Origin of the sequence: Thioalkalivibrio sp. XN8, assembly GCF_011058255.1 — a bacterium.
Classification (GTDB): domain Bacteria; phylum Pseudomonadota; class Gammaproteobacteria; order Steroidobacterales; family XN24; genus XN24.
The window spans coordinates 102965-128380 of record NZ_JAALFH010000050.1; the positions used below are offsets into that span (position 1 = coordinate 102965).

Annotated in this window: 22 protein-coding genes and 1 pseudogene; 13 read left to right on the plus strand and 10 right to left on the minus strand. The window is 72.0% G+C overall.

The window, feature by feature from the left end:
* Nucleotides 1-150: 150 nt before the first annotated feature.
* Together G6N75_RS05975 and G6N75_RS05980 are read left to right on the plus strand one after the other, a co-directional pair.
* Entirely contained in the window at nt 151-1203 is a 1053-nt protein-coding gene (locus G6N75_RS05975) for an NAD(P)-dependent alcohol dehydrogenase (RefSeq protein WP_165347439.1), read from the plus strand.
* Between the two features lie 22 nt (nt 1204-1225).
* Nucleotides 1226-1912, plus strand: coding sequence for a zinc metallopeptidase (locus tag G6N75_RS05980; RefSeq protein ID WP_165347440.1), 687 nt, complete (start codon nt 1226-1228; stop codon nt 1910-1912).
* Between the two features lie 15 nt (nt 1913-1927).
* Here G6N75_RS05980 and G6N75_RS05985 read toward each other — a convergent pair whose 3' ends face one another.
* Complete coding sequence (locus tag G6N75_RS05985) at nt 1928-3625, minus strand: iron ABC transporter permease (protein ID WP_165347441.1); 1698 nt, start codon at nt 3623-3625, stop codon at nt 1928-1930.
* A gap of 15 nt (nt 3626-3640) precedes the next feature.
* On the minus strand, nt 3641-4729 hold the full coding sequence (locus G6N75_RS05990; RefSeq protein ID WP_165347442.1) for a Fe(3+) ABC transporter substrate-binding protein: 1089 nt from the start codon (nt 4727-4729) through the stop codon (nt 3641-3643).
* Between the two features lie 111 nt (nt 4730-4840).
* Between G6N75_RS05990 and lipA the strand changes: the two genes are divergently transcribed.
* Together lipA and G6N75_RS06000 are read left to right on the plus strand one after the other, a co-directional pair.
* A complete protein-coding gene (gene lipA / locus G6N75_RS05995; protein WP_165347470.1) occupies nt 4841-5845 on the plus strand; it encodes a lipoyl synthase in 1005 nt (334 codons plus the stop codon).
* Nucleotides 5846-5983: 138 nt separating this feature from the next.
* Entirely contained in the window at nt 5984-7048 is a 1065-nt protein-coding gene (locus tag G6N75_RS06000; protein WP_165347443.1) for a PA0069 family radical SAM protein, read from the plus strand.
* 101 nt (nt 7049-7149) lie between these two features.
* Here the strand turns inward: G6N75_RS06000 and G6N75_RS06005 are convergent, their stop codons facing one another.
* The gene (locus G6N75_RS06005; RefSeq protein ID WP_165347444.1) at nt 7150-8325 is read right to left on the minus strand and encodes a Fic family protein; all 1176 of its coding nucleotides are present in this window, start codon (nt 8323-8325) and stop codon (nt 7150-7152) included.
* Between the two features lie 72 nt (nt 8326-8397).
* Nucleotides 8398-9432: a histone deacetylase family protein gene (locus G6N75_RS06010; RefSeq protein ID WP_165347445.1), complete on the minus strand. Its 1035-nt coding sequence runs from the start codon at nt 9430-9432 to the stop codon at nt 8398-8400.
* Nucleotides 9433-9521: 89 nt separating this feature from the next.
* Between G6N75_RS06010 and sohB the strand changes: the two genes are divergently transcribed.
* Nucleotides 9522-10514 (plus strand): protease SohB, encoded by a 993-nt coding sequence (gene sohB / locus G6N75_RS06015; protein WP_165347446.1) that lies wholly within the window; start codon nt 9522-9524, stop codon nt 10512-10514.
* Nucleotides 10515-10532: 18 nt separating this feature from the next.
* Here the strand turns inward: sohB and G6N75_RS06020 are convergent, their stop codons facing one another.
* Nucleotides 10533-11366 (minus strand): SDR family oxidoreductase, encoded by an 834-nt coding sequence (locus tag G6N75_RS06020; protein ID WP_165347447.1) that lies wholly within the window; start codon nt 11364-11366, stop codon nt 10533-10535.
* Nucleotides 11363-12835, minus strand: coding sequence for a CFI-box-CTERM domain-containing protein (locus G6N75_RS06025; protein WP_165347448.1), 1473 nt, complete (start codon nt 12833-12835; stop codon nt 11363-11365). The genes G6N75_RS06020 and G6N75_RS06025 overlap by 4 nt, the downstream gene beginning before the upstream one ends.
* A 134-nt stretch (nt 12836-12969) precedes the next feature.
* On the opposite strand from G6N75_RS06025, the gene G6N75_RS06030 reads away from it, so the two are divergent.
* Genes G6N75_RS06030 through G6N75_RS06045 form a run of 4 tightly spaced genes read left to right on the plus strand, consistent with a single transcriptional unit; the run spans nt 12970 to nt 16559 of the window.
* Nucleotides 12970-13815: a CHAD domain-containing protein gene (locus tag G6N75_RS06030; RefSeq protein ID WP_165347449.1), complete on the plus strand. Its 846-nt coding sequence runs from the start codon at nt 12970-12972 to the stop codon at nt 13813-13815.
* 37 nt (nt 13816-13852) lie between these two features.
* Nucleotides 13853-14527 (plus strand): rhomboid family intramembrane serine protease, encoded by a 675-nt coding sequence (locus G6N75_RS06035; RefSeq protein ID WP_165347450.1) that lies wholly within the window; start codon nt 13853-13855, stop codon nt 14525-14527.
* Nucleotides 14524-15465, plus strand: a complete 942-nt coding sequence (locus G6N75_RS06040) for a DMT family transporter (RefSeq protein ID WP_165347451.1) — start codon at nt 14524-14526, stop codon at nt 15463-15465. Before G6N75_RS06035 ends, G6N75_RS06040 begins: the two co-directional genes overlap by 4 nt.
* Entirely contained in the window at nt 15462-16559 is a 1098-nt protein-coding gene (locus G6N75_RS06045) for an FAD-dependent oxidoreductase (protein WP_165347452.1), read from the plus strand. Before G6N75_RS06040 ends, G6N75_RS06045 begins: the two co-directional genes overlap by 4 nt.
* Nucleotides 16560-16563: 4 nt before the next feature.
* Here the strand turns inward: G6N75_RS06045 and G6N75_RS06050 are convergent, their stop codons facing one another.
* Both G6N75_RS06050 and G6N75_RS06055 read right to left on the minus strand, forming a co-directional pair.
* Nucleotides 16564-17655, minus strand: coding sequence for a pyridoxal-phosphate dependent enzyme (locus G6N75_RS06050; RefSeq protein ID WP_165347453.1), 1092 nt, complete (start codon nt 17653-17655; stop codon nt 16564-16566).
* 2 nt (nt 17656-17657) lie between these two features.
* Nucleotides 17658-17867, minus strand: a complete 210-nt coding sequence (locus G6N75_RS06055; RefSeq protein WP_165347454.1) for a hypothetical protein — start codon at nt 17865-17867, stop codon at nt 17658-17660.
* Nucleotides 17868-17949: 82 nt separating this feature from the next.
* On the opposite strand from G6N75_RS06055, the gene G6N75_RS06060 reads away from it, so the two are divergent.
* Genes G6N75_RS06060 through G6N75_RS06070 form a run of 3 tightly spaced genes read left to right on the plus strand, consistent with a single transcriptional unit; the run spans nt 17950 to nt 20822 of the window.
* Entirely contained in the window at nt 17950-18660 is a 711-nt protein-coding gene (locus G6N75_RS06060) for a DUF3429 family protein (RefSeq protein ID WP_240900967.1), read from the plus strand.
* A 57-nt stretch (nt 18661-18717) separates the two neighbouring features.
* Nucleotides 18718-20295 (plus strand): hypothetical protein, encoded by a 1578-nt coding sequence (locus G6N75_RS06065; RefSeq protein WP_165347456.1) that lies wholly within the window; start codon nt 18718-18720, stop codon nt 20293-20295.
* The gene (locus tag G6N75_RS06070; RefSeq protein ID WP_165347457.1) at nt 20292-20822 is read left to right on the plus strand and encodes a gamma-glutamylcyclotransferase family protein; all 531 of its coding nucleotides are present in this window, start codon (nt 20292-20294) and stop codon (nt 20820-20822) included. Before G6N75_RS06065 ends, G6N75_RS06070 begins: the two co-directional genes overlap by 4 nt.
* Here G6N75_RS06070 and G6N75_RS06075 read toward each other — a convergent pair.
* Together G6N75_RS06075 and G6N75_RS06080 are read right to left on the minus strand one after the other, a co-directional pair.
* Nucleotides 20819-21130 (minus strand): hypothetical protein, encoded by a 312-nt coding sequence (locus tag G6N75_RS06075; protein ID WP_165347458.1) that lies wholly within the window; start codon nt 21128-21130, stop codon nt 20819-20821. The genes G6N75_RS06070 and G6N75_RS06075 overlap by 4 nt on opposite strands.
* Before the next feature lie 44 nt (nt 21131-21174).
* Nucleotides 21175-24765 (minus strand): hydantoinase B/oxoprolinase family protein, encoded by a 3591-nt coding sequence (locus tag G6N75_RS06080; protein ID WP_165347459.1) that lies wholly within the window; start codon nt 24763-24765, stop codon nt 21175-21177.
* Between the two features lie 59 nt (nt 24766-24824).
* On the opposite strand from G6N75_RS06080, the pseudogene G6N75_RS06085 reads away from it, so the two are divergent.
* A pseudogene (locus tag G6N75_RS06085) lies at nt 24825-25416 on the plus strand (sodium:proline symporter); the annotation flags it as partial.

The window sequence follows — 25416 nt, forward strand, 5'->3', positions numbered from 1 at the left end:
CGGCTCGTCGCTCAATGCCGGTATATCCCCGTTCGGCAGGCTTTGCCAACGCCCGAGGCTACCACGGGCCGCCCCCGGCGACGACGGTGGGGCTTGTCACAGGCCCGGTGGCATAATCACGACTCTTGCCCCCTTCCCAGGAGTCCCGCCATGCCCCAGGTCAAAGCCTACGCCGCCCAGTCGCCGGACTCCGGTGTCGCTCCCTTCCCGATCCAGCGCCGCGCGCCGCGTCCCGATGACGTGGTGATCGAGATCGAGTACTGCGGGGTCTGCCACAGCGACCTGCATACCGCTTACAACGACTGGGGCATTACGACGTATCCCATCGTCCCGGGGCACGAGATCGTCGGCACGGTGAAAGCGGTCGGCGAGGCCGTGACAGGCTTCAAGCCCGGCGACCGCGTCGGCGTCGGCTGCCTGGTGGATTCCTGCCGCGCCTGCGGCTCCTGCGAGCAGGGGCTCGAGCAGTACTGCGAGCAGGGCTGGGTCGGCACCTACAACGGCGTCGACCTCCACGACGGCACGCCGACCTACGGCGGCTATTCCGAACAGGTCGTGGTCAGCGACCGCTTCGTGCTGCGCATGCCGGAGGGGCTGGATCCCGCCGCCGCGGCGCCGCTGCTCTGCGCCGGAATCACCACCTGGTCGCCGCTGAAGCATTTCGGTGTCGGCAAGGGTCATCGCATCGGCGTGGTCGGCATGGGCGGGCTCGGCCACATGGGCGTCAAGTTCGCCCGGGCGCTGGGCGCCGAGGTGACGGTCTTCACGCGCTCGGAGTCCAAGGTGGCCGAAGCGAAGCAGCAGGGCGCGCACCATGTCATCGTCTCGACCGACGCGAAGGCGATGGAGGCGGCGGCCGCGAGCTTCGACTTCATCCTCGACACCGTCCCGGTGCCGCATGACCTGAACCCCTACGTGAACGTGCTCAAGCGCGACGGCACGCTCATCCTCGTCGGCCTGCTCGGTCCGGTGGAGCCGGCGCTGCACACCTTCCCGGTCGTGCTGGGACGCCGCCGCATCGCCGGCTCCCTGATCGGCGGCCTGCCGGAAACCCAGGAGATGCTCGATTTCTGCGGCGAGCACGGCATCACCTGCGACATCGAGATGCTCGACATCAAGAACATCAACCAGGCCTACGAGCGCATGCAGCGCAGCGACGTGCGCTACCGCTTCGTCATCGACATGGCGACGCTGCAGGGCTGATCATGGTGCGCCGGAGACGCGTGTGCACATCCTGATTCTCCTCGCCGTGCTCGCGGCCGTGGTGTTCGGCCCGTCGCTGTGGGTGAAGCGCGTCATGGAGAAGTACGCCAGTCCGGCGGACCGCTATGGCGGCACGGGCGCCGAGCTGGCGCGCTTCCTGCTCAAGCGCGAGGGCGTCGAGGGCGTGCGCGTCGAGGAAACGGAGCAGGGCGATCATTACGACCCGGTCGAGAAGGTGGTGCGGCTCAGCCCGGACAACTTCCACGGCCGCTCGCTCACCGCCATCACGGTGGCGGCCCACGAGGTGGGCCACGCGGTGCAGGACCATACCGCCTACGGGCCGCTGCGGCTGCGCCACACCCTGGTGCTGCTGATGTCGCCGATGGAGCGGCTCGGCGCCGGCATCCTCATGGCGTCCCCCTTCATCGGCATGCTCACCCGGGCTCCCTCGCTGGGCCTGCTGATGCTGGTCGGCGGGCTGCTGACCCTGGCCACCTCGACCCTGGTGCATTTCGTGACGCTGCCGACCGAGGTCGACGCCAGCTTCGGCCGGGCGCTGCCGCTGCTGGAGAAGCACAACGTGCTGTACGAAGCCGACGCGCCGCATGCCGCGCGCATCCTGCGGGCGGCGGCCATGACCTATGTGGCGGCGTCGCTGATGAGCCTGCTCAACGTCGCCCGCTGGTGGGCGATCCTCATGCGCCGCTGAGCGGCCGCCGGGGGATCAGCCGGTCGGAGCCGGGGTGGCCGGGGTATCCATGAGAATCCGGGCTTCGCTGCGCGCGCGCCGCTTGGCCGGCTTCGACACCTGGCGCGCCAGCAGGATCACCGGGATCAGCCCGGCCACGACGATGGCCAGCGACGCCGTGGAGGCCTCGGCCAGGCGTTCGTCAGCAGCCAGCTTGTAGGCCTGCACCGCCAGGGTGTCGAAATCGAAGGGGCGCAGGATCAGCGTCGCCGGCAGTTCCTTCATCACGTCGACGAAGACGATCAATCCGGCCGTCAGCAGGTTGACCCGCAGGATCGGCAGGTGCACCCGCCGCAGCGTGTGGCCCGGGCCGTCGCCCAGGGCCCGGGCGGCGTCGTCCATGGCCGGGGTGATGCGGGCCAGCCCGGCGTCCACGCTCTGCAGCGACACCGCCAGAAAGCGCACGAGGTAGGCGAACAGCAGGCCGAGGATGCCGCCCGTGAGCAGCAGGCCGGCCTCGATGCCGAACCAGGACGCGAGCAGCTCACGCAGGCCCCGGTCCGCCGCCGCCAGCGGAATGAGCACGCCGACGGCGATGACGGAACCGGGGATGGCGTAGCCGAGCCCGGCGAGGCGGTGCGCGCCCCGCATCAGGCGCCCCGGCTGCAGGCGCAGGCCGTAACCGACGATCACCGCCGCGGCGACCGCCACGACGGCACTGATGGCGGCCAGGCTGACGCTGTTCCACAGCAACCCCAGGTAGCGCGCCCCGAACTGGGCGTCGCCTGCCACCCAGCTTAGCCACCCCAGCCGCGCCGCCGGCAGCAGGAAGCCGAAGCCCAGCGGCACCATGCAAGCCAGCACCGCGAGCAGCGCGCGCCAGCCGCGCAGCTGGTAGGGCTTGTGCTGGGCAGCCGGCGCGCCGACCTGGTGGAAGCGCATGGCGCCCCGGTTCCAGCGCTCCAGCGCCACCAGGACGAGCACGAAGGCCAGCAGCACCGCCGACAGCTTGGCGGCCGAAACCGGGTCGCCGAGAGAGAACCAGGCGCGGTAGATGCCGGTGGTGAACACCGGCACGCCGAAGTAGGCCACGGTGCCGAAGTCGGCTAGCGTCTCCATCAGCGCCAGCAGCAGGCCCGCCACGAGCGCCGGCCGCGCCATCGGCAGGGCGACCTTGAAGAACGCGCCCCAGGGGCCGCAGCCCAGGGTCCGCGCCGCTTCCAGCACGCCGCTGGACTGCTGCACGAAGGCGGCGCGCCCGAGCAGGTAGACGTAGGGATACAGCACCAGCGACAGCATCGCCACGGCGCCGCCCAGCGAGCGGATGGGCGGGAACCAGTAGTCGCGCGCCGACCAGCCGGTGAGCTCCCGGATCCAGGTCTGCACCGGGCCGGAGACCTGCAGCAGGTCGGTGTAGGTATAGGCGATGACGTAGGCGGGGAAGGCGAGCGGCAGCACCAGCGCCCATTCGAAGATCCGCCGGCCGGGGAAGCGGCAGACCGAGACCAGCCAGGCGGTGGTCAGGCCGAGGGCGATGACGCCGAGCGCCGTGCCGACGACCAGCAGCAGGGTATTGCGCAAATAATCCGGCAGCAGCACGTCGACGATATGCCGCCACGCGCCCTCGTCCGGCAGGAACACGTGCAGCGCCACCGTCAGCACGGGCAGGGCGACCAGCCCCGCCACGAGCAGCGCGGCGAGCGGCAGCGACAGCAGCCGTCGTCTACCGCTCACCGCCTGGGATCCCGGCTACTTCCAGCCGGCGCGGTCGAGCGCGCGCTGCGCCTCGGCCTGGTTCTCGCCGTAGACGGTGGCGTCGACCGGGTCGACCTTGAACTCGCCGAGGGTCTCCAGCGCCGGGTTGTCCAGCGCTGCGCCTTCCACCACCGGGTACTCGTTGTTGCCGCGCGCGAAGAGCGTCTGGGCCTCGGGCGAGGCCAGGAACTCGAGGAACCTCAGCGCCCCGGCGGCGTTCGGCGCGTTCGCCACGATGCCGGCGCCGGAGATGTTCACATGCGTGCCGCGCTCGTCCTGGTTGGGGAACACCCAGCCCACGCGCTCGACCACGGCCTGGTCGGCCGGATCGTCGGACTTCATCAGCCGGGCGAAGTAATAGGTGTTGGCCAGGGCGATACCGCACTCGCCGGCTGCGACGGCGCGAATCTGGTCGGTGTCGCCGCCCTGCGGGTCACGCGCGAAGTTGGCGACGACGCCGCGAGCCCATTCCTCGGCCGCCTCGAGGCCGTGGGCTTCGATCAGCGAGGCCATCAGCGACAGGTTGTAGATGTTGCCGCCGGAGCGGATGCAGAGCTCGCCCTGCCAGCGCGGGTCGGCGAGATCCTCGTAGCGGGTGATCGCACCCGGCTCGATGCGGGTCTTGTCGTAGTAGATGATCCGGGCGCGAGTCGAGAAGCCGAACCACTTGCCCTCCGGGTGCCGCAGCTGCGGCGGGATGCGCTCCTCCAGGATGGGCGAGGAGACGGCCTGGAAAATGCCCGCCTGCTCGGCACGCCAGAGACGGCCGGCATCGACGGTGAACAGGATGTCGGCGGGCGAGGCGTCGCCCTCCTGGAGAATCCGCTCGATCAGCGCGTCGTCCTTGCCCTCGATGCGCTGCACGCGGATGCCGGTGGCGTCCGTGAAGGCCTGGTACAGGTCCTCGTCGCTCTGGTAATGGCGCGCCGAGTAGATGTTGATGACGCCGGCATCGGCCGGCGCCTCGGCCGGAGCCTGGGCCTGGGTCCCGGGAGTGCCCTCCCGGCTGCAGCCATACAGCGCCAGCGCGGCCAGCGTGACGGCGAGAACCGGACCGGAAAGATCGCGGAAGCGGAGGGACATGGTGACTCCTGCAAGTCTCAGGTGAAATGGCCCTTCAGAATAATGCGAATCGTTCGCATTAACAAGCCGCCGGCTCCCGGTTCGGGTGAGCCCGTGCGAGAATTGCGCGCCATGGACACCAACTTCAAGGGCATCCCCATCGTGCAGCCGGCTCGCGTCCCCAGCGGGGCCAAGTTCCGCACCGAGCAGGGCTTTGCCGCGATCAAGAACGGCGTGAAGCAGAACCCGCGCGCCGAGGCCGCGCCGCACGGGCGCAAGCCGCCGTGGCTGCGGGCCAAGATGCCGAGCGGCGAGCGCTTCGCCAGGGTGAAGCAGAACGTGCGCGAGCACCGCCTGGCCACGGTGTGCGAGGAATCGATGTGCCCGAACATCGGCGAGTGCTGGAACAACGGCACCGCGACGCTGATGATCATGGGCTCGGTCTGCACCCGCGCCTGCCGGTTCTGTGCGGTGGATACCGGCAACCCGCGCGGCTGGCTGGATGCCGAGGAGCCGGCCAACTCGGCGCGCTCGGTGCAGCTGATGGGCCTGCGCTACGTGGTCATCACCAGCGTGGACCGTGATGACCTCGACGATGGCGGCGCGGCGCACTATGCCGCCTGCGTGCGCGAGATCAAGGCGCTCAATCCGGACACGGCGGTCGAGGCGCTGACGCCGGATTTCCGCGGTGACCTGGCCGCGATCGAGACGGTGGTGGACTCGGGGCTCGAGGTCTACGCCCAAAACCTCGAGACGGTGCGGCGACTGACCCACCCGGTGCGCGACCCGCGCGCCGGCTACGAGCAGACCCTCGACGTGCTGGAGCACGCCAAGCGCCACCGGCCCGAGGTGCTGACCAAGACCAGCCTGATGCTCGGCCTCGGGGAGACCGAGGCCGAGATCCTCGAGACGCTCGAGGACCTCAAGGCGCGCAACGTGGATATCGTGACCTTCGGCCAGTACCTGCGGCCGACTGCGAACCACCTGCCGGTGGAGCGCTTCGTCACGCCCGAGGAGTTCGCCGAGTACCGCCGCATCGGGCTGGAGATGGGCTTCCTCGAGGTCGTGTCCGGGCCGCTGGTCCGCTCCAGCTATCGCGCCGACCGGGTGTTCGAGCAGAACAACGTCGGGTTGTGACGGTGGCTGGGGCCACGCGCCGCAGATGAGCGTTTTCGGGGCGCTCGCGCACGTCCTGTGCGCGAGCGCCCCGAAAACGCCCATTCTGCGTCGCGCGGCCCGAGACACCCCGCCATGTCTGAGCCGAAGGGAAACTCGATGGCTCGCGGTGCCTTTAAAGGCCGCGGCGCAGTCTCGAACCCGCAGGGGCGCTTCGAGCGCGTCGGGCGCGAGGCGGTGGACGACGGCTGGTTCCCGGACCCGGAGGACGAACCCGGCCGGCCGGCGACGACGGTGACGGAGGAGCGGGCGCGCAGCATCGTCTCGCGCAACCAGTCGCCCGACATTCCCTTCGACGCCTCCATCAATCCCTACCGCGGCTGCGAGCACGGCTGCGTGTACTGCTACGCGCGGCCCAGCCACGCTTACCTCGACCTCTCGCCCGGGCTGGACTTCGAAACCAGGCTCTATGCCAAGACCAACGCCGCCGAGCTGTTGCGCGCCACGCTGTGCAAGCGCGGCTACCAGCCGACGCCCATCAACCTCGGCGCCAACACCGATCCCTACCAGCCGATCGAGAAGCATTACCGGGTGACGCGCGAGCTGCTCGGGGTGCTGGCCGAGGCGCGCCATCCCTGCACGATCATCACCAAGAGCGCGATGGTCGAGCGCGACCTCGACCTGCTTACCGCCATGGCGCGCGACGGGCTGGTGGCGGTGCTGGTCTCGGTCACCAGCCTCGACAACCGGCTGGCGGCAAAACTCGAACCGCGGACCTCGGCGCCGGCGCGGCGATTGCGGGCCATCGCCAGCCTGGCGGCGGCCGGCGTGCCCGTCGGCGTGCTGGTCTCGCCGGTGATTCCGGCCGTGACCGACGTCGACCTGGAGCAGATCCTGGCGCAGGCCGCCGCGGCCGGCGCCAAGCGCGCCAGCTACGCCCTGCTGCGGTTGCCGCACGAGGTCGCACCGCTGTTCCGCGAATGGCTGGACGAGCACCTGCCGGAGCGGGCAGGCCACGTCATGAGCCTGGTGCGGCAGATGCGCGGCGGGCGCGACAACGACAGCCGCTTCGGCGTGCGGCTGCGCGGCGAGGGTGTGTTCGCCGAGCTGATCGCCCGGCGCTTCAAGGTGGCGGTGCGGCGCCACGGGCTCAACCAGGGCGAGGGGTTTGGCCTGCGCAGCGACCTCTTTCGCGCGCCGGTGCCGCAGGGGGAGTTGTTCTGATCGGCCTCGACCGGCGCGACGAGCGACTGGGTCGCGACCTGGAGTTCGAAGTCATGATCGACCGCTTCGACGATTCATCGTCTTGCGGAGAATGATGCCTGTCAAAGCGGCTCGGTCCCTGCCGCAAGAATGGCCATGTATTCCCGATACGCGAACACTCGATCTCGTCGTTTACCCGTGACCTCGCTGAGGATCCCGAGATCGACCAGGTGGCCGACCGACTTGCGCACGGTTGGCGTCGAAATGGACAAGGAACGCGAAGCCGCTGCCACAGAAGTAATCGGATGGGCCTGCATGAACTGGTGCACCTGAAGCGCCGAACCGGCAGGACGGCCCAGCCCTTGGATCATCGCCCTGTCGCGCTCGAACAAGGCGAGGATGTCGCCCGCCGTAGCGGCGGCCTGTTCCGCTGTTTGCCTTACGCCGTCAAGGAAGAACTCGAGCCAATACTCCCAGTCGCCATCTGTCCGGACCCGCTGCAGCGCTTCGTAGTAGTCTTGCCGCCGCGTCTTGAAGTACAGGCTCAGGTAGAGAACAGGCTCTCGCAATGCGCCTTCGGCAACCAGCAGGAGCGTGATCAGCAGGCGCCCGAGGCGTCCATTTCCGTCGAGAAACGGATGGATGGTCTCGAACTGGACGTGCACCATCGCTGTACGCACGAGCAGCGGCATCCGATCGGCGTGGTTGTGAATGTACTTCTCGAGGGCGCTCATCTGCTCGGCAACCAGCTCGTACGGCGGGGGCACGTACCTGGCGTTGGCCGGCCGCGTCCCGCCGAGCCAGTTCTGCGAACGCCGAAACTCTCCGGGCTGCTTCGCACTGCCGCGGCCGCCGCGGAGCAGCACCCCGTGCAGCTCGCGGATGAGGCGATTCGACATCGGCAGTCCCTCGCGCATTCGGTCGATGCCCAGCTGCATCGCCGCGACGTAGTTCGATACTTCTTCGACATCGTCGATCGGGACGCCGGGGACTTCGTCGCTCTCGAACAGCAGCAGGTCGGACAGCGAGGACTGCGTGCCCTCGATCTGGGCCGATAGCAGGGCTTCCTTGCGGACATACATGTAAAGGAACAGTGGCGTATCCGGGAGAATCGAGGTCACGCCGTCCAGCCGCCCCAGTGCCCGGTTCGCGGCCTCCAGCTTGGGGTAAAGGCCTTCCAGGCGAACGGGGGGATTCGGCGGCAGAGGCGGCGGCACGTAGGCCCGAACCTCCTCGCCTGCGACGGTGGTCGATGCGTAGCGGCCAATCCGGTTGGATCGTTGCTTAGCCGAAGCCACTGAGAAAGGATCCTTGCTTAGCCCTGACTGCTAAGAAAGGATAAGCTCGCTCCCTTTCTTAGTCAAATGGGTTCAAGTCGCGGCTGGGGTTTCCTCGAACCCCTCCAGGAACTCCGCCACGTTCGCGCCGATGGTCTCCACCGCGTAGCCGCCCTCCATGACGACCACGGTGGGCAGCCCGAGTGCGCCGATGCGTCGGGCCATGCGGCGGTAGTCGGCGGTCTGCAGCTTGAAACTCGAAATCGGGTCGCCATCCCAGGTATCCACGCCGAGCGAGACCACCAGCGCGCCCGGTTCCTGCTCCCCGATCCGCGCCAGCGCGGTCTCCAGCGCCGGCAGGTAGCGCGGCCAGTCGGTGCCCTTGGGCAGCGGCAGGTTGAGGTGGGTGCCGCCCTCGGTCTCGTCCGCATGGCCGAGGAAGAAGGGGAAACAGAAGCTCGGGTCGGCGTGCAGCGAGACGGTGAAGACGTCGGGCCGGCCGGCGAAGATCTGCTGCGTGCCGTTGCCATGGTGGTAGTCCACGTCGAGCACGGCCACCCGCTCGACTCCGGCGTCGCGGAAGCCTTGGGCCGAGATCGCGGCGCCGTTCAGGAAACAGTAACCGCCGAAGAAGCGCGAGCCCGCGTGGTGGCCGGGCGGGCGCGCCAGGGCGAAGGCGGCCCGCGCGCCGGCACTGACCCGGCGGCGTGCGGTGTCGGCGGCCTGCGCGGCGGAGTAGGCGGCCGCCCAGGTGCCGGCAGTGACCGGCGTGCCGGCGTCGAAAGACCAGTAACCCAGCCGGCCGTCGATGCGGGTCGGCTCGCGGTCTTCGCGCATCCCCGGCGCGCGCCAGCTCAGCGGCAGGGCGTCGTGTGCCGGGCCGTGCGCGGCGACCCACTCGTCCCAGGCGCACTGCAGGAAGGTGACATAAGCCGGGTCGTGCACGGCGACGAGCGGGTCCAGCCCGTGATCCTCCGGCTCGACCGGCGCCGGAAAGCCCCGCCGGGCCAGCTCTTCGAGAACGGCGTCGAGGCGTCCCGGGTGCTCGTAGACCGGCACCAGGCGGCCGTCGGTCAGCTCGGCCTGCCCGTGCTGGCGGCGATGTGCGGGGCTGAAGACGATGTCCATTGCTTGTTCTCGTCGTGGCAGGAGGCCCGGCGGCGCAGCGGGCTGCGCTACCATAGCGCGCAACCTGACCACCCGGAAGTGAGGCCGCCGTGACCGAGGCCCTGATCGAATACGGACTGTTCTTCGCCAAGACCGTCACCCTGGCGGCCGCCATCCTGTTCGTGGCCGCGGCGCTGGTGAACCTGCAACGGCGCACCCGCGAGTCGGAAGGCATGAAGGTCACCGACCTGAAGAAGCGCCTGCGCCAGGCTGCCGACGGGCTGCGCGGCGCGCTGCTGCCGAAGGCCGAACGCAAGAAGCTGGCCAAGCAACGCAAGCAGGAGGCCAAGGCGGAGCAGGACCAGCCGCGCAAGCGCGTGTTCGTGCTGGATTTCCGCGGCGACATCCGCGCCAGCGCGACGGCTTCGTTGCGCGAGGAAGTCAACGCCGTGCTGGCCGTGGCCGAGGAAGGCGACCAGGTGCTGCTGCGGCTGGAGAACGCCGGCGGCCTGGTGCACGAGCACGGCCTGGCGGCATCGCAGCTGGTGCGCCTGCGCGAGCGCGGCATCCCGCTGGTCGCGGCCGTGGACAAGGTCGCGGCCAGCGGCGGCTATCTCATGGCCTGCGTCGCCGACCGCGTCATCGCGGCGCCCTTCGCCATCGTCGGTTCCATCGGCGTGCTGGCCCAGGTGCCTAACTTCCGCCGCTGGCTGGACGAGCGCGGCATCAGCGTCGAGCAGGTCAAGGCCGGCCGCTACAAGCGGACGGTCAGCATGTTCGGCGAGGTCACGGACGAGGACCGCGCCAAGCTGCGCGAGGAACTGGAAGAAGTGCACACCCTGTTCCGGGAGATGGTAGGGCGCTACCGGCCGTCGCTCGATCTCGAGCGCGTCGCCACCGGCGAGTACTGGTACGGCACGCGGGCGCTCGAGCTCGGCCTGGTGGACGAGATCGGCACCAGCGACGACTGGCTGCTCAAGGCGGTCGAGGAAGCAGACGCCTGGAAGGTCGAGTGGCGCGGCCACAAGCGGTTCATGGACAAGCTCGCCGCCGCCATGGAAGAGGGCGGGCTGGGCTTGGCGGCCCTGCTGCGCCGGAACTGAGCCGGCGCGGGAGATTCGCTACCAGATCTTGGACGCGATGGCGCGGTCGCGCAGGCCGTCCGGCAGCCGCGTCAGCAGCTTCAGGGCCTTGGCGTCCTTCCCCACCAGGTAGCGGTTCTTCGGGTTGGAGTCTTCGAGCGCCTCGGTGACGACCTCGGCCAGCGCCTCCGGCGGCAGGCCGCCCGGCTTGGCGTTCAGCTTCTCCAGCAGCCGCACCAGCGGCGCGTAGAGTTCGCGCAGCGCGGACTTGGCAGCGTCCTCGCGCGCGGCTTCGTCGCGCTGGGCGCCCTTGTCCCAGATCGGGGTCTTGACGCCTCCCGGCTCGACCGCGACGACCTTGATGCCGAAGGGGCTGAGCTCGAGCCGCAGCGAGTCGGTGATCGCCTCGACCGCATGCTTCGAGGCCGCGTACACGCTGACGCCCGGCATGGCGATCAGGCCCGAGATGGAGCTGATGTTGACGATCCGGCCCCGGGAGGCCCGCAGCAGCGGCAAGCAGGCCTGCGTGAGGAGCAGCAGCCCGGTGACGTTGACGGCGAAGGTCTGGTGGACCTGCTTCGGCTCCATCAGCTCCAGCGGGCCGCCGATGTAGACGCCGGCGTTGTTGACCAGCGCGTCCAGCGTGCCGTCGCCGGCGCCGTGGATGTGCTCGAGCGCCGCGGCGATCGAATCCTCCCTGGCGACGTCCAGCAACAGGGGCTCCAGCGCGCCGCCCGCCTCGGCCACCAGCGCGTCGGCATCCGCCTGCTTGCGCACGCCGGCGAAGACGTGCCAGCCGCGCTCTGCGAGACGCAGCGCAGTGCTCCGCCCGATACCCGTGGACGACCCGGTGACGAGAACTTTCTTGCTCATGTCAGCCCCTTTCGCCGCTGCCGGTGGCGAAGATTCAGGCCCCCCGCCAGTAGCAGCAGGACGGCTGCGCTGGTGGCCAGCGGGTAGGTGACGGCGAACACCACTGGCGTCAGCAGGGCGCGGGTGAGCGCCCGCAGCGCCTCATGGCGGCCGATGAACTCGGCGACCGGCGGCGAGTGCCGGTAATACAGCGCGACAAACGCCCGGCCGGGCGCGTTGGTCATCAGGGCCCGGTCGCGGAAGTCTCGCAGCGTGGCGACGTGCGGATCCATCCAGCTGCCCCAGGCCGCGGTGGCGATGAAGCAGTTGCAGAAGCCCCGGCAGGTCTCGCCCGGGTCGTCGTCCTCGATGGTTACGATGGCGACGCGGCTTTCAGGATCGATGCCGGCCAGCGCCGAGGCGTTGGTGAGCGCGACCTGGAAGCTGCGCCGCGGCCGGCTGTCGTCGGGGTCGTCGATGAGCTCGACCTCGAAGGTCTGCCGGGTCACACCGGCGGCGAACTCCAGCGTGCCGCCGGCGGCGACATAGTCGCGGCCGGCCACCGCGGCACTCCCGGTGCTGCTGCCGTCGACCGTGATCCAGTTGACCGAGGCCGTGCCAGTGCTGCCGCGGTTGCGGTCCACGGTGAAGGTCACGGTGCCGTCGGCCTCCTGGACCTCGGGCGTGCTGGTGAAGATGGCGAACTCGCCGGCCCGGTCGGCGGCCGGCTCCTCGATCACGACCAGCGGCCCAAGGCCGGTGAAGGCGGCGCGGTCGTCCGGCTCCGCCTCGGCCAGCACCACCGTGAGCGTGCGCGGGAAGGTCGGCTGCGACCGGCCGATGGTGGACAGGAGCAACTGCTGCTCGGTCTGGTCGGCTGCGAACTCCACCGTGGTGGTCAGGTCGGTGAAGTCGATGCCCAGGCCGGCGGTGCCGGGCACGCCCAGCAGCAGCGCGGACACCACCTGCTGGTCGAGCCCGTCCCGGGCCACGTCGATGGCCAGCTCGCTGCCCGCCGTGACCCGCCGCACGGCCGTCCCCGGCAGGCTCAGCGCGGCGTCCGGGCTTTCGTCGTCCTCGATCTGGAGCAGCAGCGTGGACTCCCGGGCCAGGGTCGCGGAACTCGGGTTGGCGAGCGTGAGGACGGCGTAGCGCGTCCCGTTCACGCCGCTGTTCTGCACCGTTTCCAGGGTGGCACGCCCGAACAGCTCGCCCGCCGGGATACGAATGACCCCGAGCGGCAGGTCGATCGTGAAGTCCGTGCCGATCGCCGCGGTGCCGCCGAGACTGACGTTGAGGACGACCGTGGCTTCCGCGCTGGTGTCGCCGCTGCGCACCACCGTGATGTCGGCGCTCTGGCCCTCGACCAGGTTCAGCCGGGGCTGGATGAACTCGAGCACGCCCGAGGCCTGGGCGGCTGGAACCCCCGCCAGCAGCAGTGACAGCAGGGCCGGCACGAGGCGCGGGCGGCGTGGGCGATGCGTCGGCATCGGCAGGTTCTCCGGTTGATCTGTTCCGGCTCTCATGATGCTGCCGCGCCCCGGCGACCGCAAATCCCCCGGGGCCCGCCGCGGCCGCCGGCCGCCGTGATAAAGTTGCGGGTCCGCTATCCAGGGGCCGGAGGATGAACGCCGAATCCGATGCAGTCAGGGACCAGGGCGCCCAGGCAGGTTCGAGCCCGGTCCCGCCCAAGCCGCCGGAGCAGGTCCGGCTACAGCTCGAACGCTCCATCGCGCGCCTGCGCGATCCTGAGCTGCCGCCTGCCTGGGTGGTCCACGAGGTGCGCAAGGACCTGAAGCGGGCGCGGGCGCTGCTGCGCCTTTGCGACGGCGCCCTGCCCACCCGCCGGGCCGAGAAGCGCTGTGGCGCCGCGGCCCGGGAACTGGCGCACCTGCGGGATGCCGATGCCGCCGAGGAGACCGTGGCGCGGCTTCGTCCCCGCGCCGACGCCGCCGAGCTGGCGGCGCTCGACCATCTCAGCACCGTCATCGCGGCGCAGCGCCCGCTGGGGCCGGAATCGCGCGGCTTGCCGCGGTCGCTGGCGCAGCGCGTCGCCGACGAGCTGCAGGACATCAGCGCCGAGGTCGAGAGCTGGTCGTTCCAGGACGTGACCCCCGCGATGCTGGATGCCGGCCTCGCGGCCAGCCGGGCCGCCAGCGCGCGCGCCTACCGGCGCGCTGCCGCCGACCACCGGGTCGAGCGCTTCCACGATTTCCGCAAGGCGGTCAAGCGCGAGCTCTACCAGCGCGAGCTATCCGGCCGCCCGCTCGAGCGCATGGAGCGCGCGACCCTGAAGAAGCTGGCCGACGTGCTGGGCGAGCTCCAGGATCTCGACGTGCTGCGCGGCATCCTGCGCGAACGGCGCCTGTGGCGCGGGCCGGCGAAGCGGCTGACGCGGCGCACCGCGCGGGAGCTGAAGGCCAGGGCCCTGCGGCTCGGCCAGGGACGTTACCGGAGGCCGTCATCCTGAGGCTGTCCCGCAGCTCCGCGGCTTGCCGCGGCGCCTCATGATCCCCCTGCGCGACGAAAACCCGGTCAGCATCGTCCCGTTGGTCAGCTGGGGCCTGATCGCGGCGTGCGTCGGGATCTTCGTGTTCCAGGTGTCGCTCGGCGCCGAGGGCTTCAACCGCCTCATCTTCGGTCTCGGCGTGATCCCGGCGGTGCTGCTGGGGCACGCCCACCTGCCGCCGGAGCTCGAGCTGGTGCCGCCGCTGGTGACGGTGTTCAGCTCGATGTTCCTGCACGGCGGCTGGCTGCATCTCGCGGGGAACATGCTGTATCTCTGGATTTTCGCCGACAACATCGAGGACCGCATGGGCCCCGCGCGGTTCCTGCTGTTCTACCTGGCCTGCGGCGCCGGCGCAGTCTTTGCCCAGGCGCTGCCCGCGCCGCAGAGCATCGTGCCGATGGTCGGCGCCTCCGGCGCGATCTCCGGCGTGCTCGGGGCGTACCTGCTGCTGTTTCCGCGGGCGCGCGTGCTGGTGCTGGTGCCCTTCGGCTTCGTGCTCCAGGTGATCCGCTTGCCGGCGGTCTGGGTGCTGGGCCTCTGGTTCCTGGTCCAGCTGTTGTCGTCGCTGGCGGCGCCCGCGGCCGAGGGCGGCGTGGCGTTCCGCGCCCATCTCGGCGGCTTCATTGCGGGCCTGCTGCTGACGCCGCTGTTCCTGCGCCGGAGCGCCCGTTGAACGCCGGCGAGCAGGGCCTGCGGCAGGGCCTGCTGGAATGGACGCTGCTGCTCCTGCTGGTGGCCCTCTGGGGCAGCGCTTTCCTGCTGGTGCGGGTGGCGCTGGACGCCTTTACCCCGGCGGCGGTGACCGCGGGCCGCCTGCTGGTGGGGGCCGGGGTGATGCTCCTCGTGCTGCTGCTGTCCGGCCGCCGCGTGCCGGCATCGGCGCGGGTCTGGGCCTTTTTTCTCGCCATCGCGGTGATCGGCAACGCGCTGCCCTTCTTTCTCATCGCCTGGGGCCAGGTGTCGATTCCCTCGGGGCTGACCGGCATCCTGATGGCCGTGATGCCGCTGGTGGTGCTGCTGCTGGCGCACTTCTTCGTGGCAGGCGAACAGCTCACCGGCCGCCGCGTGGCCGGTTTCCTGCTGGGCTTCCTGGGCGTCGTGGCCCTGACCGGGCCGGAGGCGGCGGCCGCGCTGCGCGGCCGCGATGCCGCCCTGCTCAGCCAGCTGGCGGTGCTGGGCGGCGCGGTGTGCTACGGGATCGCGGCCATCGTCGCCCGGCGCGGGCCGCGGTTGCATCCGGTGGTCGTGGCGGCGCCGGTCCTGTCGGTTGGGGCCATCCTGACGGGGCTGTGGCTTGCGGCCGGCGGCGCGCTGGACGGGGCCGACGCCGTGACGCACCAGCCGGTGACGCTGTGGCCCGCGCTGGCCATGGCGGCGCTCGGCGCCCTCTCGACGGGACTCGCCACGGTGGTGTATTTCACCCTGGTGCATCGCGCCGGCCCCACCTTCCTGTCGCTGATCAACTACCTCATCCCGGTATGGGCCGTGGTGCTCGGCGCGCTGGCCCTCGGCGAGCGGCTGCCCCCGCGGGCCTTCGCCGCGCTGGGCCTGATCCTCGCCGGCGTGGTCATCGCCCGCGGGCAGTCGCGACGCGGGAGCGCGACGGCATGAGGATCGTGGTGGTGGGCGGCGGTTATGCCGGGCTGGCCTGCCTGGCGCGGCTGGCCCGGGTCCTGCCCGACGCCGAGCGCCACCTGGTCGATCCGGGCCGCTGGCATCTGCGCCGGACGCTCCTGCACGAAACCCTGCGGCGGCCGCTGGCGGACCTCCACGCCGGCTTCGGCCCGATCGCCCGGCGCTGGGATTTTCGTCACCACGCCGTGGCCGTGCGCTGGGACATGGCACTCCTGCGGCGCTGGTCGCAGCAGGGACGGCTCAGGCTCGGCCGGAAGGACCTCGAGTTCGATGCCCTGGTGCTCGCCACCGGGCTGCCGGGGCCGAAGCGTCCGCGGAGCCGCAGCAAGACGCCGCCGGTGCCGCTGGAGAGCCTGGCCACCGGCGCCGGCATCCGGGCCTACCGGCAGCTGGCGGCGAATCCCGGGCCGGCGTGGGTGGTCGGGGCCGGCGCCAGCGGGCTGCAATGCGTGTTCGAACTGGCGGCGGCGCGCGAGCGCGGCGCGCCGCTCGGCCTGGTCGAGGCCTCCGGGACCATTCTCCCGGCCGAGCCGGCCCGGCTGCGGCGCGTGGTCTGGCGCCGGCTGGAGCGGCTCGGCGTCGACGTGCGCCTGGATACCCGTTACCAGGGCGCCGGGCGCGGGCGCATCCGCCTGCTCGGGCCGGACGGCGCCGAATCGCTGCCGGCGGGCGGCGTGCTGCTGTGTACCGGCCCGACGGCCCGCCCGGTGGATGCCGATGCGGCGGGCCGGGTCCTGCATCGCGGCCGGGCCCTGCCCGGGATCTTCGCCGCCGGCGACTGTGCCCGCTGGCGCGACGTGCCCTTCGACGCGGCCACGGCGCAGACGGCGGTGCGCAAGGGCCGCCACGTGGCCGAGAGTGTCGCGCGGGTGCTGGCCGGCGATGAGCCGGAAGCCTGGGACGCGCAGCAGCTGGGCTACTTCCTGAGCCTGGGGCCGGGCGACGCCGTCGGCTGGCTGTTCTCGCGCGCAGCGATGGTGAAGGGGCTGCCGGCCGTCGCAGCGCGGGAGGCCATCGAGGCGCGCTGGGACCTGCTGCTCGCCGGCGTCGACAGCTTCGGCGCCCTGTGACGCCTCAGGTCTCCGGGTCGAGAGGCTGGAAGGGCGTTTCGAAGTAGCGGTGGAAGGGCGAGGGTAGTTCACGGTAGTCGAGGGCGCGCGCCGCCGGCGGCATCGGCTGGCCGTTGTAGGTATTCCAGAAGACCACGTTTTGCCCCGCCAGACGGCCGGCGTGCAGGTCGGCCAGCAGCGCGGCGAACGCCTTGCCGGTGTAAGTGCCCTCCAGGCCCACGCCGAAGGCGGTGCGCGCCTCGCGCAGCGCGGCCATCGCCTCGGGCGTGAAGCGGGCGTAGCCGGGCCCAATGAACTCGTGCCGGACTTCCAGCAGGTCCGGCTCCAGGGGCCGGAGGGGAAAGCGCGGGTCGGCGCGATGCAGCAGGCGGGCGGCGCCGTGGTAGAGGGCGCGGAAGCGCGCCGGGCTGGCGATGTCCGCGCGCACCACGCGCACCAGCTGGAGCCGAGTGGGCAGGCCGGCCGCGGCCAGCCCCAGCGCCAGCCCGGCCGCCGTGCCCATGGTGCCGAGCGCGAGATAGATCACGTCGGGCGCGGGCATCAGCCCCGCCCGGACCTGCGCCGCCAGCTCGAGCCCGGCATTGACGAAGCCGACGGCCCCGAGGGGCGAGGAGCCGCCGCCGGGTATGCGGTACGACGCCTGGCCCGGACCGCCGAGCTCGAGTGCCCGGGCCGCGCTCCGGGCCGCGGCCTCGGTAGGGCAATGGACGTGTTGCGCGCCGGCCCAGCGGCCCAGCAGCAGGTTGCGCCCGACGAAGGAGGAGTTGCTCTGCGGCGTCAGCAGCAGCCGTGCTTCGAGCCCGAGGGCAGCGGCGTAGACGGCGGTCGCGAGCGCATGGTTGGAACCGGCGACGCCAAAGGTGAACACGCGCTCGTGGCCGTGCCGGAGCGCGTCCGCCAGCAGGAACTCCAGCTTGCGCACCTTGTTGCCGCCGTAGGGCGCAGCGCAGCGATCGTCGCGCTTGAGCCACAGGCTGGCGCAGGCTTCACCGGCGAAGCTCGCCTCGGCCTGCTGCACCGGCGTCGGCCAGTGTCCGAGCGGTCGCCACGGCAGCGAGTCGGCGAGACGGGGATAACGGGTGAACAGTTCCAGCATTGCTAGGCCTCGCCGTGGTCCGCGCCCTGGCCCGCGGCGCGGGCGCGCAGGCGCCGGGCCTCGGCCAGCAGGAATTCCTCGTCGCGTGGCGACAGGTCGAACCGGCGGCACGCTTCCTCGATGGCGGCGTTGTCGTGCCGGCCCTCGGCCGAGAGCCAGCGCAGGGCGTCGCGCAGTCCCTGCCCGGGAGGCTTGCTGCCGTGTCGTTCCATGTCGTTCCCGCTCCTCGGCCGTGCGCGGCATCGGCTATTATCATCGCAGGATTGGGTCTCGAGGCGCAGGAGCAGGAGCTGCATGAGCGGTAGGGAGCATCTGGATGCATTGCGGCAGGACGCCGCCAGCGCCCCGGTCGTGCTGTTCGTCTCGCGCCTGACCGACGTGCGCGAGCTGCTGCGGCGGCTCGACGAGCTGGAGCTCCAGTACCGCATCGTCACGATGTCGATGCGCGACGGCGACGCGCGCACCCGCTTCCATGTGCTGGAGGAATGGACCGGCCACCATACGCTGCCGCAGGTCTTCCTCGACGGCCGCTTCATCGGCGGGCCGACCGAGCTGCTGGCTCATCCCCGGCTCGCCGGCGGCATCCCCCGCGCCGGCCAGTGGCTGGGCTACGCGGGCCTGGTGCCCTTCGTCGCGGCGCTGGCGGGCTTCTTGCTCAGCGACGCCGCCCGCCAGCAGTACTTCGCCGAGCAGTTCCTGGCCTATGGCGCGGTCATCCTCTCCTTCGTCGGCGCGGTGCACTGGGGCCTGGCGCTGGCCACCGGACGGCTGCGGATCATGCGCCTGGCGCTGAGCATCCTGCCGGCGCTGCTCGCCTGGGCGGCCCTGCTGCTGCCGGCCGCGCCGGCGGCCTGGCTGCTGCTGCTCGGCTTTGCCGGCCTGCGGGCCTGGGAGGCGAGCGGGCCGGTGGCCGAGACCCTGCCGCCCTGGTACCGCCAGCTGCGCACCCGCCTGACCGGCGCCGTCGGCCTGCTCGTGCTGGTGTTCGCGCTGGCGGCCGCGTGACCGTACTGATAGCCTTCGCGTCCATGGCGGCATGCCGCCGCTGCAGTGGAGTCCGGCATGGCTGATGGGCTCGCTCCGGGGATGCTCGTGGAGGAATTCCCGGGGCGCGAGACGCCGCTCGAGATCTTTCCCGACGGTGCCACCGCCTTCATCGGCGCGGCGCGCCGCGGTCCGCTCGACACCGCCATCGCCGTCGACAGCCACGCCGCCTACGAGCGGATTTTCAGCATCGCCGGCGCCGAGTCCCCCCTCGATCGCTGCGTTGCCGATTTCTTCCATGCCGGCGGGCAGCGGGCCGTGGTCGTGCGCGTGGCCAACGAGGCGCGCGCGTGCACCATCCGGTTGCCGGGCAGCGAGGGCGTGCTGGTGCTGGAGGCGCTCAGCCCGGGCGACTCGGAGTACCTGCGCGCGTCCGTGGACTACGACCAGGTCGCGCCCTCCGACACGTTCACCTTCAACCTGGTGCTGCAGCGGCTCCGTGCGCCGGCCTCGGAGCGCGTGGTGGAGCAGGAGATCTATCCGCGGGTGTCGGTGCAGCCCGGGGCGGAGCGCTACGTCGCCGACGTGTTGCTGGAGTCCCGCCTGGTGCGGGCGCGCTTGCCCACCCCGCCGACCCGGCCGCGGCCGACCGTCAGTACCGCACCCGGCTATCCCGTGAGCTGGGCGGTGGCCGGGGACGACGGCGCGGACGGGCGGGCGGTCACAGACTACGACCTGGTCGGCTCGTCCGCCCGCGGCACCGGGCTGTTCGCACTCGATGGCGCCGGGCCGCTCGACTTCGTTTGCCTGCCGCCGGCGCCGGACGGGCGCGAGCCGGGGCCGGCGCTGCTGCTGGCGGCGCTGCGCTACTGCCGGCGCCGCCATGCCATGCTGCTGCTCGAGGCGCTCCCCGGCGCCAATGACGCAGACCAGGCGCTGGCTTGGCTGCACGGCCTGAACATCGCGGGCGAAAACGTCGCCGCCGTGTTTCCGCGGCTGGCGGGGCAGGGGAAAGCCAGGGAGCGCTCGGCCCTGGGCGCGGTCGCCGGGGCGCTGACGCGCACGACGACCGACGAGGAGCCGGCGCTGGGCAGCGGTTTCCGGCCCACGCACGAGCTGCCCGCTGCCCAGCAGCAGCGGCTGCTGGCCGCCGGGCTGAACCTGATCAGGCGCGGCCCGGGCGGCCGCGTCGTCGTCGCCGGCGGCCGCACCCTGGCTGCTGCCGACTGCCGCGTCCCGGCCTGGCGCTCCCTGGCGGCACGCCGGCTGGGCCTGATGATCGAGCGCACGGTGCTGCACGGGACGCGCTGGGTCGTGTTCGAGCCCGCCGGGTCCGACCTCGTGGCGCGCCTGCGGACGCAGCTGGGCACCTGGTTCGAGTCGCTGCGTTTTGCCGGCCGCCTGGCCGGCGATCCCGGCGAGGCCTGGTTCGTGGACGTGGACGACGTGGCTGGTCCCGACCGGCGGTCGCGGGTCGAGTTCACCTTCGGCTTCGCGCCGCGCCGGCCGCGGGATTTCGTCATCTATCGCGTGGTCCAGGGCCTGGACGGCGGACGGCTGGCGCAGGTCTCGGCCGAGCGCTGGGCGATCGCGCGGCCGCGCTGCCAGGCGCCGCCGCCGGGCGCGCTGTCCCCGGGGACGCGGGAAGCCGGTTGAGCGGGGCGGAGGGGCACGTCCTCTTTTTCGCTTATGGCGCCAACGTGCATCCGGGCTGGCTGCGCCGGCGGGTGCCGGCGGCGCGACTGCAGGGTCCCGCCTTCCTGCCCGGCTATCGGCTGGCCTTCCGCAAGCGCGGGCGCGATGGCGCGGCCCGCTCGGACGCCTGCCCGAGCACGGAGCCCGGCGCCGCGCTGCCGGGCGCGCTGTACGAATTGCCCGCCGGGGCGCTGGAGCGCCTCGGGGCGGCGGGCGCCGGCTACGACGTGGACGAAGTGGAGGTGCTCACGGCGTCGGGGCCGCGCCGGGCCCTGGTCTTCCGCGCCGCGCCCGCGGAACTGGCCCCGGACCTGTTGCCCTGGGACTGGTACGTGGCGCTGATCCGGCGCGGCGCGGAATTGCTGGAGCTGCCGGCCGGCCACCAGCGCTGGCTGGCGTCGGTGCCGGTGCAGGTGGATGCGGACGAGGCCCGGTCGGGCGCGGCGCGGCGCGTGCTCGCCGCCGACGAGGCGGCGGAGCAAGGCTAGCCCTGGCGGGTCAGGTCCTCATGCTGCTGGTGGCGGGCGCGGCAGCGGGCGTACTCCTGGCGGATCGCCGCATCGAGTGATTCCGCCGCCGCCTCGACGCCGTGGGCATGGGCGATGAGCAGCAGCGCGTCCTGCAGGAAGTCCGGGTAATCGGCGATCGCCTCGCAGAACTCGCTCAGCAGCTCGCGCTCGATGCGGCCGACCGAGTCCGAAACGTCTGCCACCAGTACGGGATGCTGGCGCAGGATGGTCTGCCAGACGGCGTACGGATCCCAGTGCTCGCAGCCGTCCCAAGTACTTCTTTCCACGCTCCGATGATAAATCCGGGGTCACCGGCGGAGCGTGACTTGCCTCACGAACGGGGCGCGAAACCGCCGCCGCCCGGGGTCCGTATTTCCAGCTGGTCGCCGGGCTCCAGCATGGCGGCCGCGGTGCCGGCCAGCGTTTCCACCCGGCCGTCGCTCCGCAGGATCCGGTTGCGCCCCGGGGCGCCGTCCGCGCCGCCCGCCAGCCCGAAGGGCGCCACGACGCGGCGGTTGGCGATGATGGCTGCGGCCATGGGTTCGTTGAAACGCAGGCGGCGCACCACGCCGTCGCCGCCGTGCCAGCGGCCGGCGCCGCCCGAGCCCCGCCGCACGCCGAATTCTTCCACCCGCACCGGGTGGCGCAGCTCCAGGATCTCCGGGTCCGTTAGCCGGCTGTTGGTCATGTGGGTATGGACGGCGGAGGCGCCGTCGAAGCCGGGGCCTGCGCCCGCGCCGCCGCACAGCGTCTCGTAGTACTGGTGGCCGGCATTGCCGAAGCTCAGGTTGTTCATCGTCCCCTGGGAGGCGGCGACGACGCCCAGCGCCCCGAACAGCGCGTCCACCACGCACTGCGAGGTTTCCACGTTGCCGCCGGCGACCGCGGCGGGCCAGCCCGGGTTCAGCAGGCTGCCCGCCGGGATCACCAGCTCGAGCGGCTCCAGGCAGCCCTCGTTCAGCGGGATGTCGCGCCGGACCAGGCAGCGGAACACGTACAGCACCGCCGCGCGACATACCGCCGCCGGGGCATTGAGGTTGCCGGCCGCCTGCGGCGAGGTGCCGCTGAAGTCGATCACTGCCCGGCGCCGCTGCCGGTCGATCCGGATCGCCACCCGCACCGTCTCGCCCCCGTCCATGCGCCAGCTGAACTCGCCGTCGGCCAGCGTGCCCAGGGCCTCGGCCACGGCCTCGGCCGCGTTGCGCTGGATGTGGCCCATGTAGGCGTTGACGACCTCGGCGCCGAACTCGGCCAGCATCTTCTCGAGCCCGGCGATCCCGCGCCGGTTGGCCGCCAGCTGCGCGCCGAGGTCGGCGAGGTTCTGGGCCGGGTTGCGCGCCGGCCAGCGGCCGCTGCCGAGCAACGCCAGCACCGCGGCCTCGTCCAGCCGTCCTCCGCGCACCAGCCGCTGGGCCCGGATGAGCACGCCTTCCTCGTCGACGTGCCGGCTGTCGGCCGGCATCGAGCCGGGCGTGCGACCGCCGATGTCGGCGTGGTGCGCCCGCGAGGCGACGTAGAGCGCGGGGCGGTCGCCGGCGCCGAAGAACGGCGTCACGACCGTGATGTCCGGCAGATGGGTGCCGCCCTCGTAGGGATCGTTCAGCACGAAGCTGTCCCCCGGCGCCATGTCGGCGGCGAAGCGCGCCATCACGGCGCGCACGCTCTCGCCCATGGAGCCCAGGTGCACCGGCATGTGCGGCGCATTGGCGACCAGCCCGCCGGCCGGGTCGAACACCGCACAGGAGTAGTCCAGTCGCTCCTTGATGTTCACCGAGCTGGCGGTGTTCTGCAGCACCGCGCCCATCTCCTCGGCGACATGCATGAAACGGTTGTTGAATACCTCCAGCAGGACTGGATCGACCCGCGTCGAAACCTTGCGTCGCGCCCGCCGGGCGGCGCGCTCGAGCAGCAGGTTGCCGTGCCGATCCACCCGGGCCTCCCAGCCCGGCGCGACCCAGGTCGTCGCGTTGCGTTCCGGCACCAGCGCGGGGCCCGGCAGGCGCTCGCCGGGCGCGAGCGTGCTGCGCGCCACCAGCGGCACGTCCTGCCAGCTGCCGCCGACCCAGGCGCGGCCGCTGCCGCGCGACCCGGCGGTGTCGGGCTCCGGGGCGCCTTCCGGCTCGCCGCCGCCGCCGCGGGCCTCCGCTTCCACCGACTCCAGCACCAGCGCCTGGGTGGGCACGAAGCCGAAGCGCTGTTCGTAGGCTGCGGCAAACTCCGCGCGCACCTCCGCTTCGTCCGCGAGCCGCACTTCCAGGGTCGTGTCGCTGCCGGCGCAGCGCAGCCGGAGGCGCTGGCTGACCACGCACTCGCTCGGGGCCAGGCCCTGCGCCGCCAGTTCGTCGGCTGCTGCCTGCCCGAGCTTGGCGAGCAGGGCGCGCGCAGCCGCGAGCACGCCGGCATCCAGTTCGCGCTGCACCGGCGCCTGGCGCAGCGCGACGAGGTCGGCCAGCCCGATGCCCCAGGCCGACAGCACGCCGGCGAAGGGCGGCAGCAGTACCCGGCGGATGTTCAGGGCGTCGGCCACGTCACAGGCGTGCTGCCCCGCGGCGCCGCCGAAGCCGCACAGCGTGAAGGCGCCCGGGTCGGCGCCACGACGCACCGAGACCTGCTTGACCGCCCGGGCCATGCGCTCGACCGCGACCTCGAGGAAGCCGGCTGCCGCCTGCTCGAGACTCAGGGCCGGCTGGCCGTCCGCCGCCACCGCTTCGACGATCGCCTGCAGGCGCGCACGGGCTGCCTCGGGATCGAGCGGCTGGTCGCCGCCGGGGCCGAAGACCTGCGGCAAGGCCGCACCCTGCAGCCGGCCGAGCAGCAGGTTGGCATCGGTCACGGTGGCCGGCCCGCCGAGGCCGTAACAGGCCGGCCCGGGGTGGGCGCCGGCGGAAGCGGGCCCGACCTGGAAGCGGCCGTCCTGGTAAGCCAGGATGGACCCGCCGCCGGCCGCGACGGTGTGGATCAGCAGCATGGGCGCCTGCAGGCGCACGCCGGCCACGCGGTTGTCCTGGCTGCGCTCGAACTCGCCCTCGTACAGGCAGACGTCGGTCGAGGTGCCGCCCATGTCGAAACCGACCAGGCGCTCGATCCCGGCGCGCCGCCCGGCCGCCGCCAGGCCGACCACGCCGCCGGCCGGGCCCGAGAGCACGCTGTCGCGGCCGCGGAAGCGATCGGCCTCGGCCAGCCCGCCGTTGCTCTGCATGAACAACAGCCGCTGGCGGCCGAGCGGCCGGCGCAGCTGCGCCACGTAGCGGTCCAGCACCGGCGACAGGTAGGCGTCCGCGACGCTGGTGTCGCCGCGCGGCACGATGCGGGGCAGGGGGCTGACCTCGTGCGACACCGAAACCTGGTCGAAGCCCGCCGCCCGCGCCAGGCGGGCCGCGGCCTGCTCGTGGGCGGGGTAGCGATAGCCGTGCAGGAACACCACGGCGGCGGCGCGGAAGCCTCGCGCGCGCGCCGCCGCCAGGGACTCCGCCAGGGCGGCTTCGTCCAGCGGCCGCAGCACCGCGCCGTCGGCGGCGAGGCGCTCGTCGGCCTCGATCACCTCGGTGTACAGCGGCGGCGGCAGCCGGATGTCGAGCGCGAACAGGTCCGGCCGTTGCTGGGTGCCGATCAGCAGCACGTCGCCGAAGCCGCGGGTGACGACCAGCACGGTGGGCTCGCCGCGCCGTTCCAGCAGGGCGTTGGTGGCGACCGTGGTGCCCATGCGGACGACCTCGATCGGCGCCTCGGCCAGCGCCGCAGCGTCGGCCAGCTCGAGCAGCCGGCGCATGCCCTCGAGGCCGGCGTCGGCATAGCGGTCGGGCGCCTCGGACAGCAGCTTGAGGCTTTCGAGGCGGCCGTCGGGCCGGCGCGCGACGATGTCGGTGAAGGTGCCGCCGCGGTCGATCCAGAAGCGCCAGCCTGGTGCTGCCTGCGTATTCATGCGGCCATTGTAGGGCCTGGTCGCCTGCTAAACTCGGCCGCTGCCGAGCGGGGAGCGCCATGTCGCGGGCCGACGCCATTCTCTACACCCTGGTGGTCTACAAGCTGCTGCTGGTCGGCATCGGCCTGTGGGCCACGCGGCGCACCCACGACACCGGCGACTTCTTCCTGGGCGGCCGGCAGCTGGGCGGCTGGGTTGCCGCCATCAGCGCCTCGGCGTCCTCCTCCTCGGCCTGGACGCTGGTGGCCGTGAGCGGGATGGCCTACCTCTGGGGCCTGCCGGCGCTGTGGCTGTTCCCGGCCACGCTGTCGGGCTTCCTGGTCAACTGGCTGTGGGTCGCGCCCCGGCTGATGCGTGCCAGCCGGGCGAGCGGGGCCATCACGCTGACCGGGTTCATCGCCGGCCCGGACGCGCACCACGGCTGGCCGCGGCGGATCGTGCTGCTGGCTTCCGGGGTGATCCTGTTCTCTTTCACGTTCTATGTCGCGGCCCAGTTCCAGGCCGCGGGGGCCGCCTTTGCCAGCGCTTTCGAGCTGCGGATGGAGACGGCGGTGCTGGTCGGCGCCGCGGTGGTGCTGGTCTACACGCTGCTGGGCGGCTTCTGGGCCGTGAGCGTCACCGACACGGTGCAGGGCCTGGTGATGGCGTTCA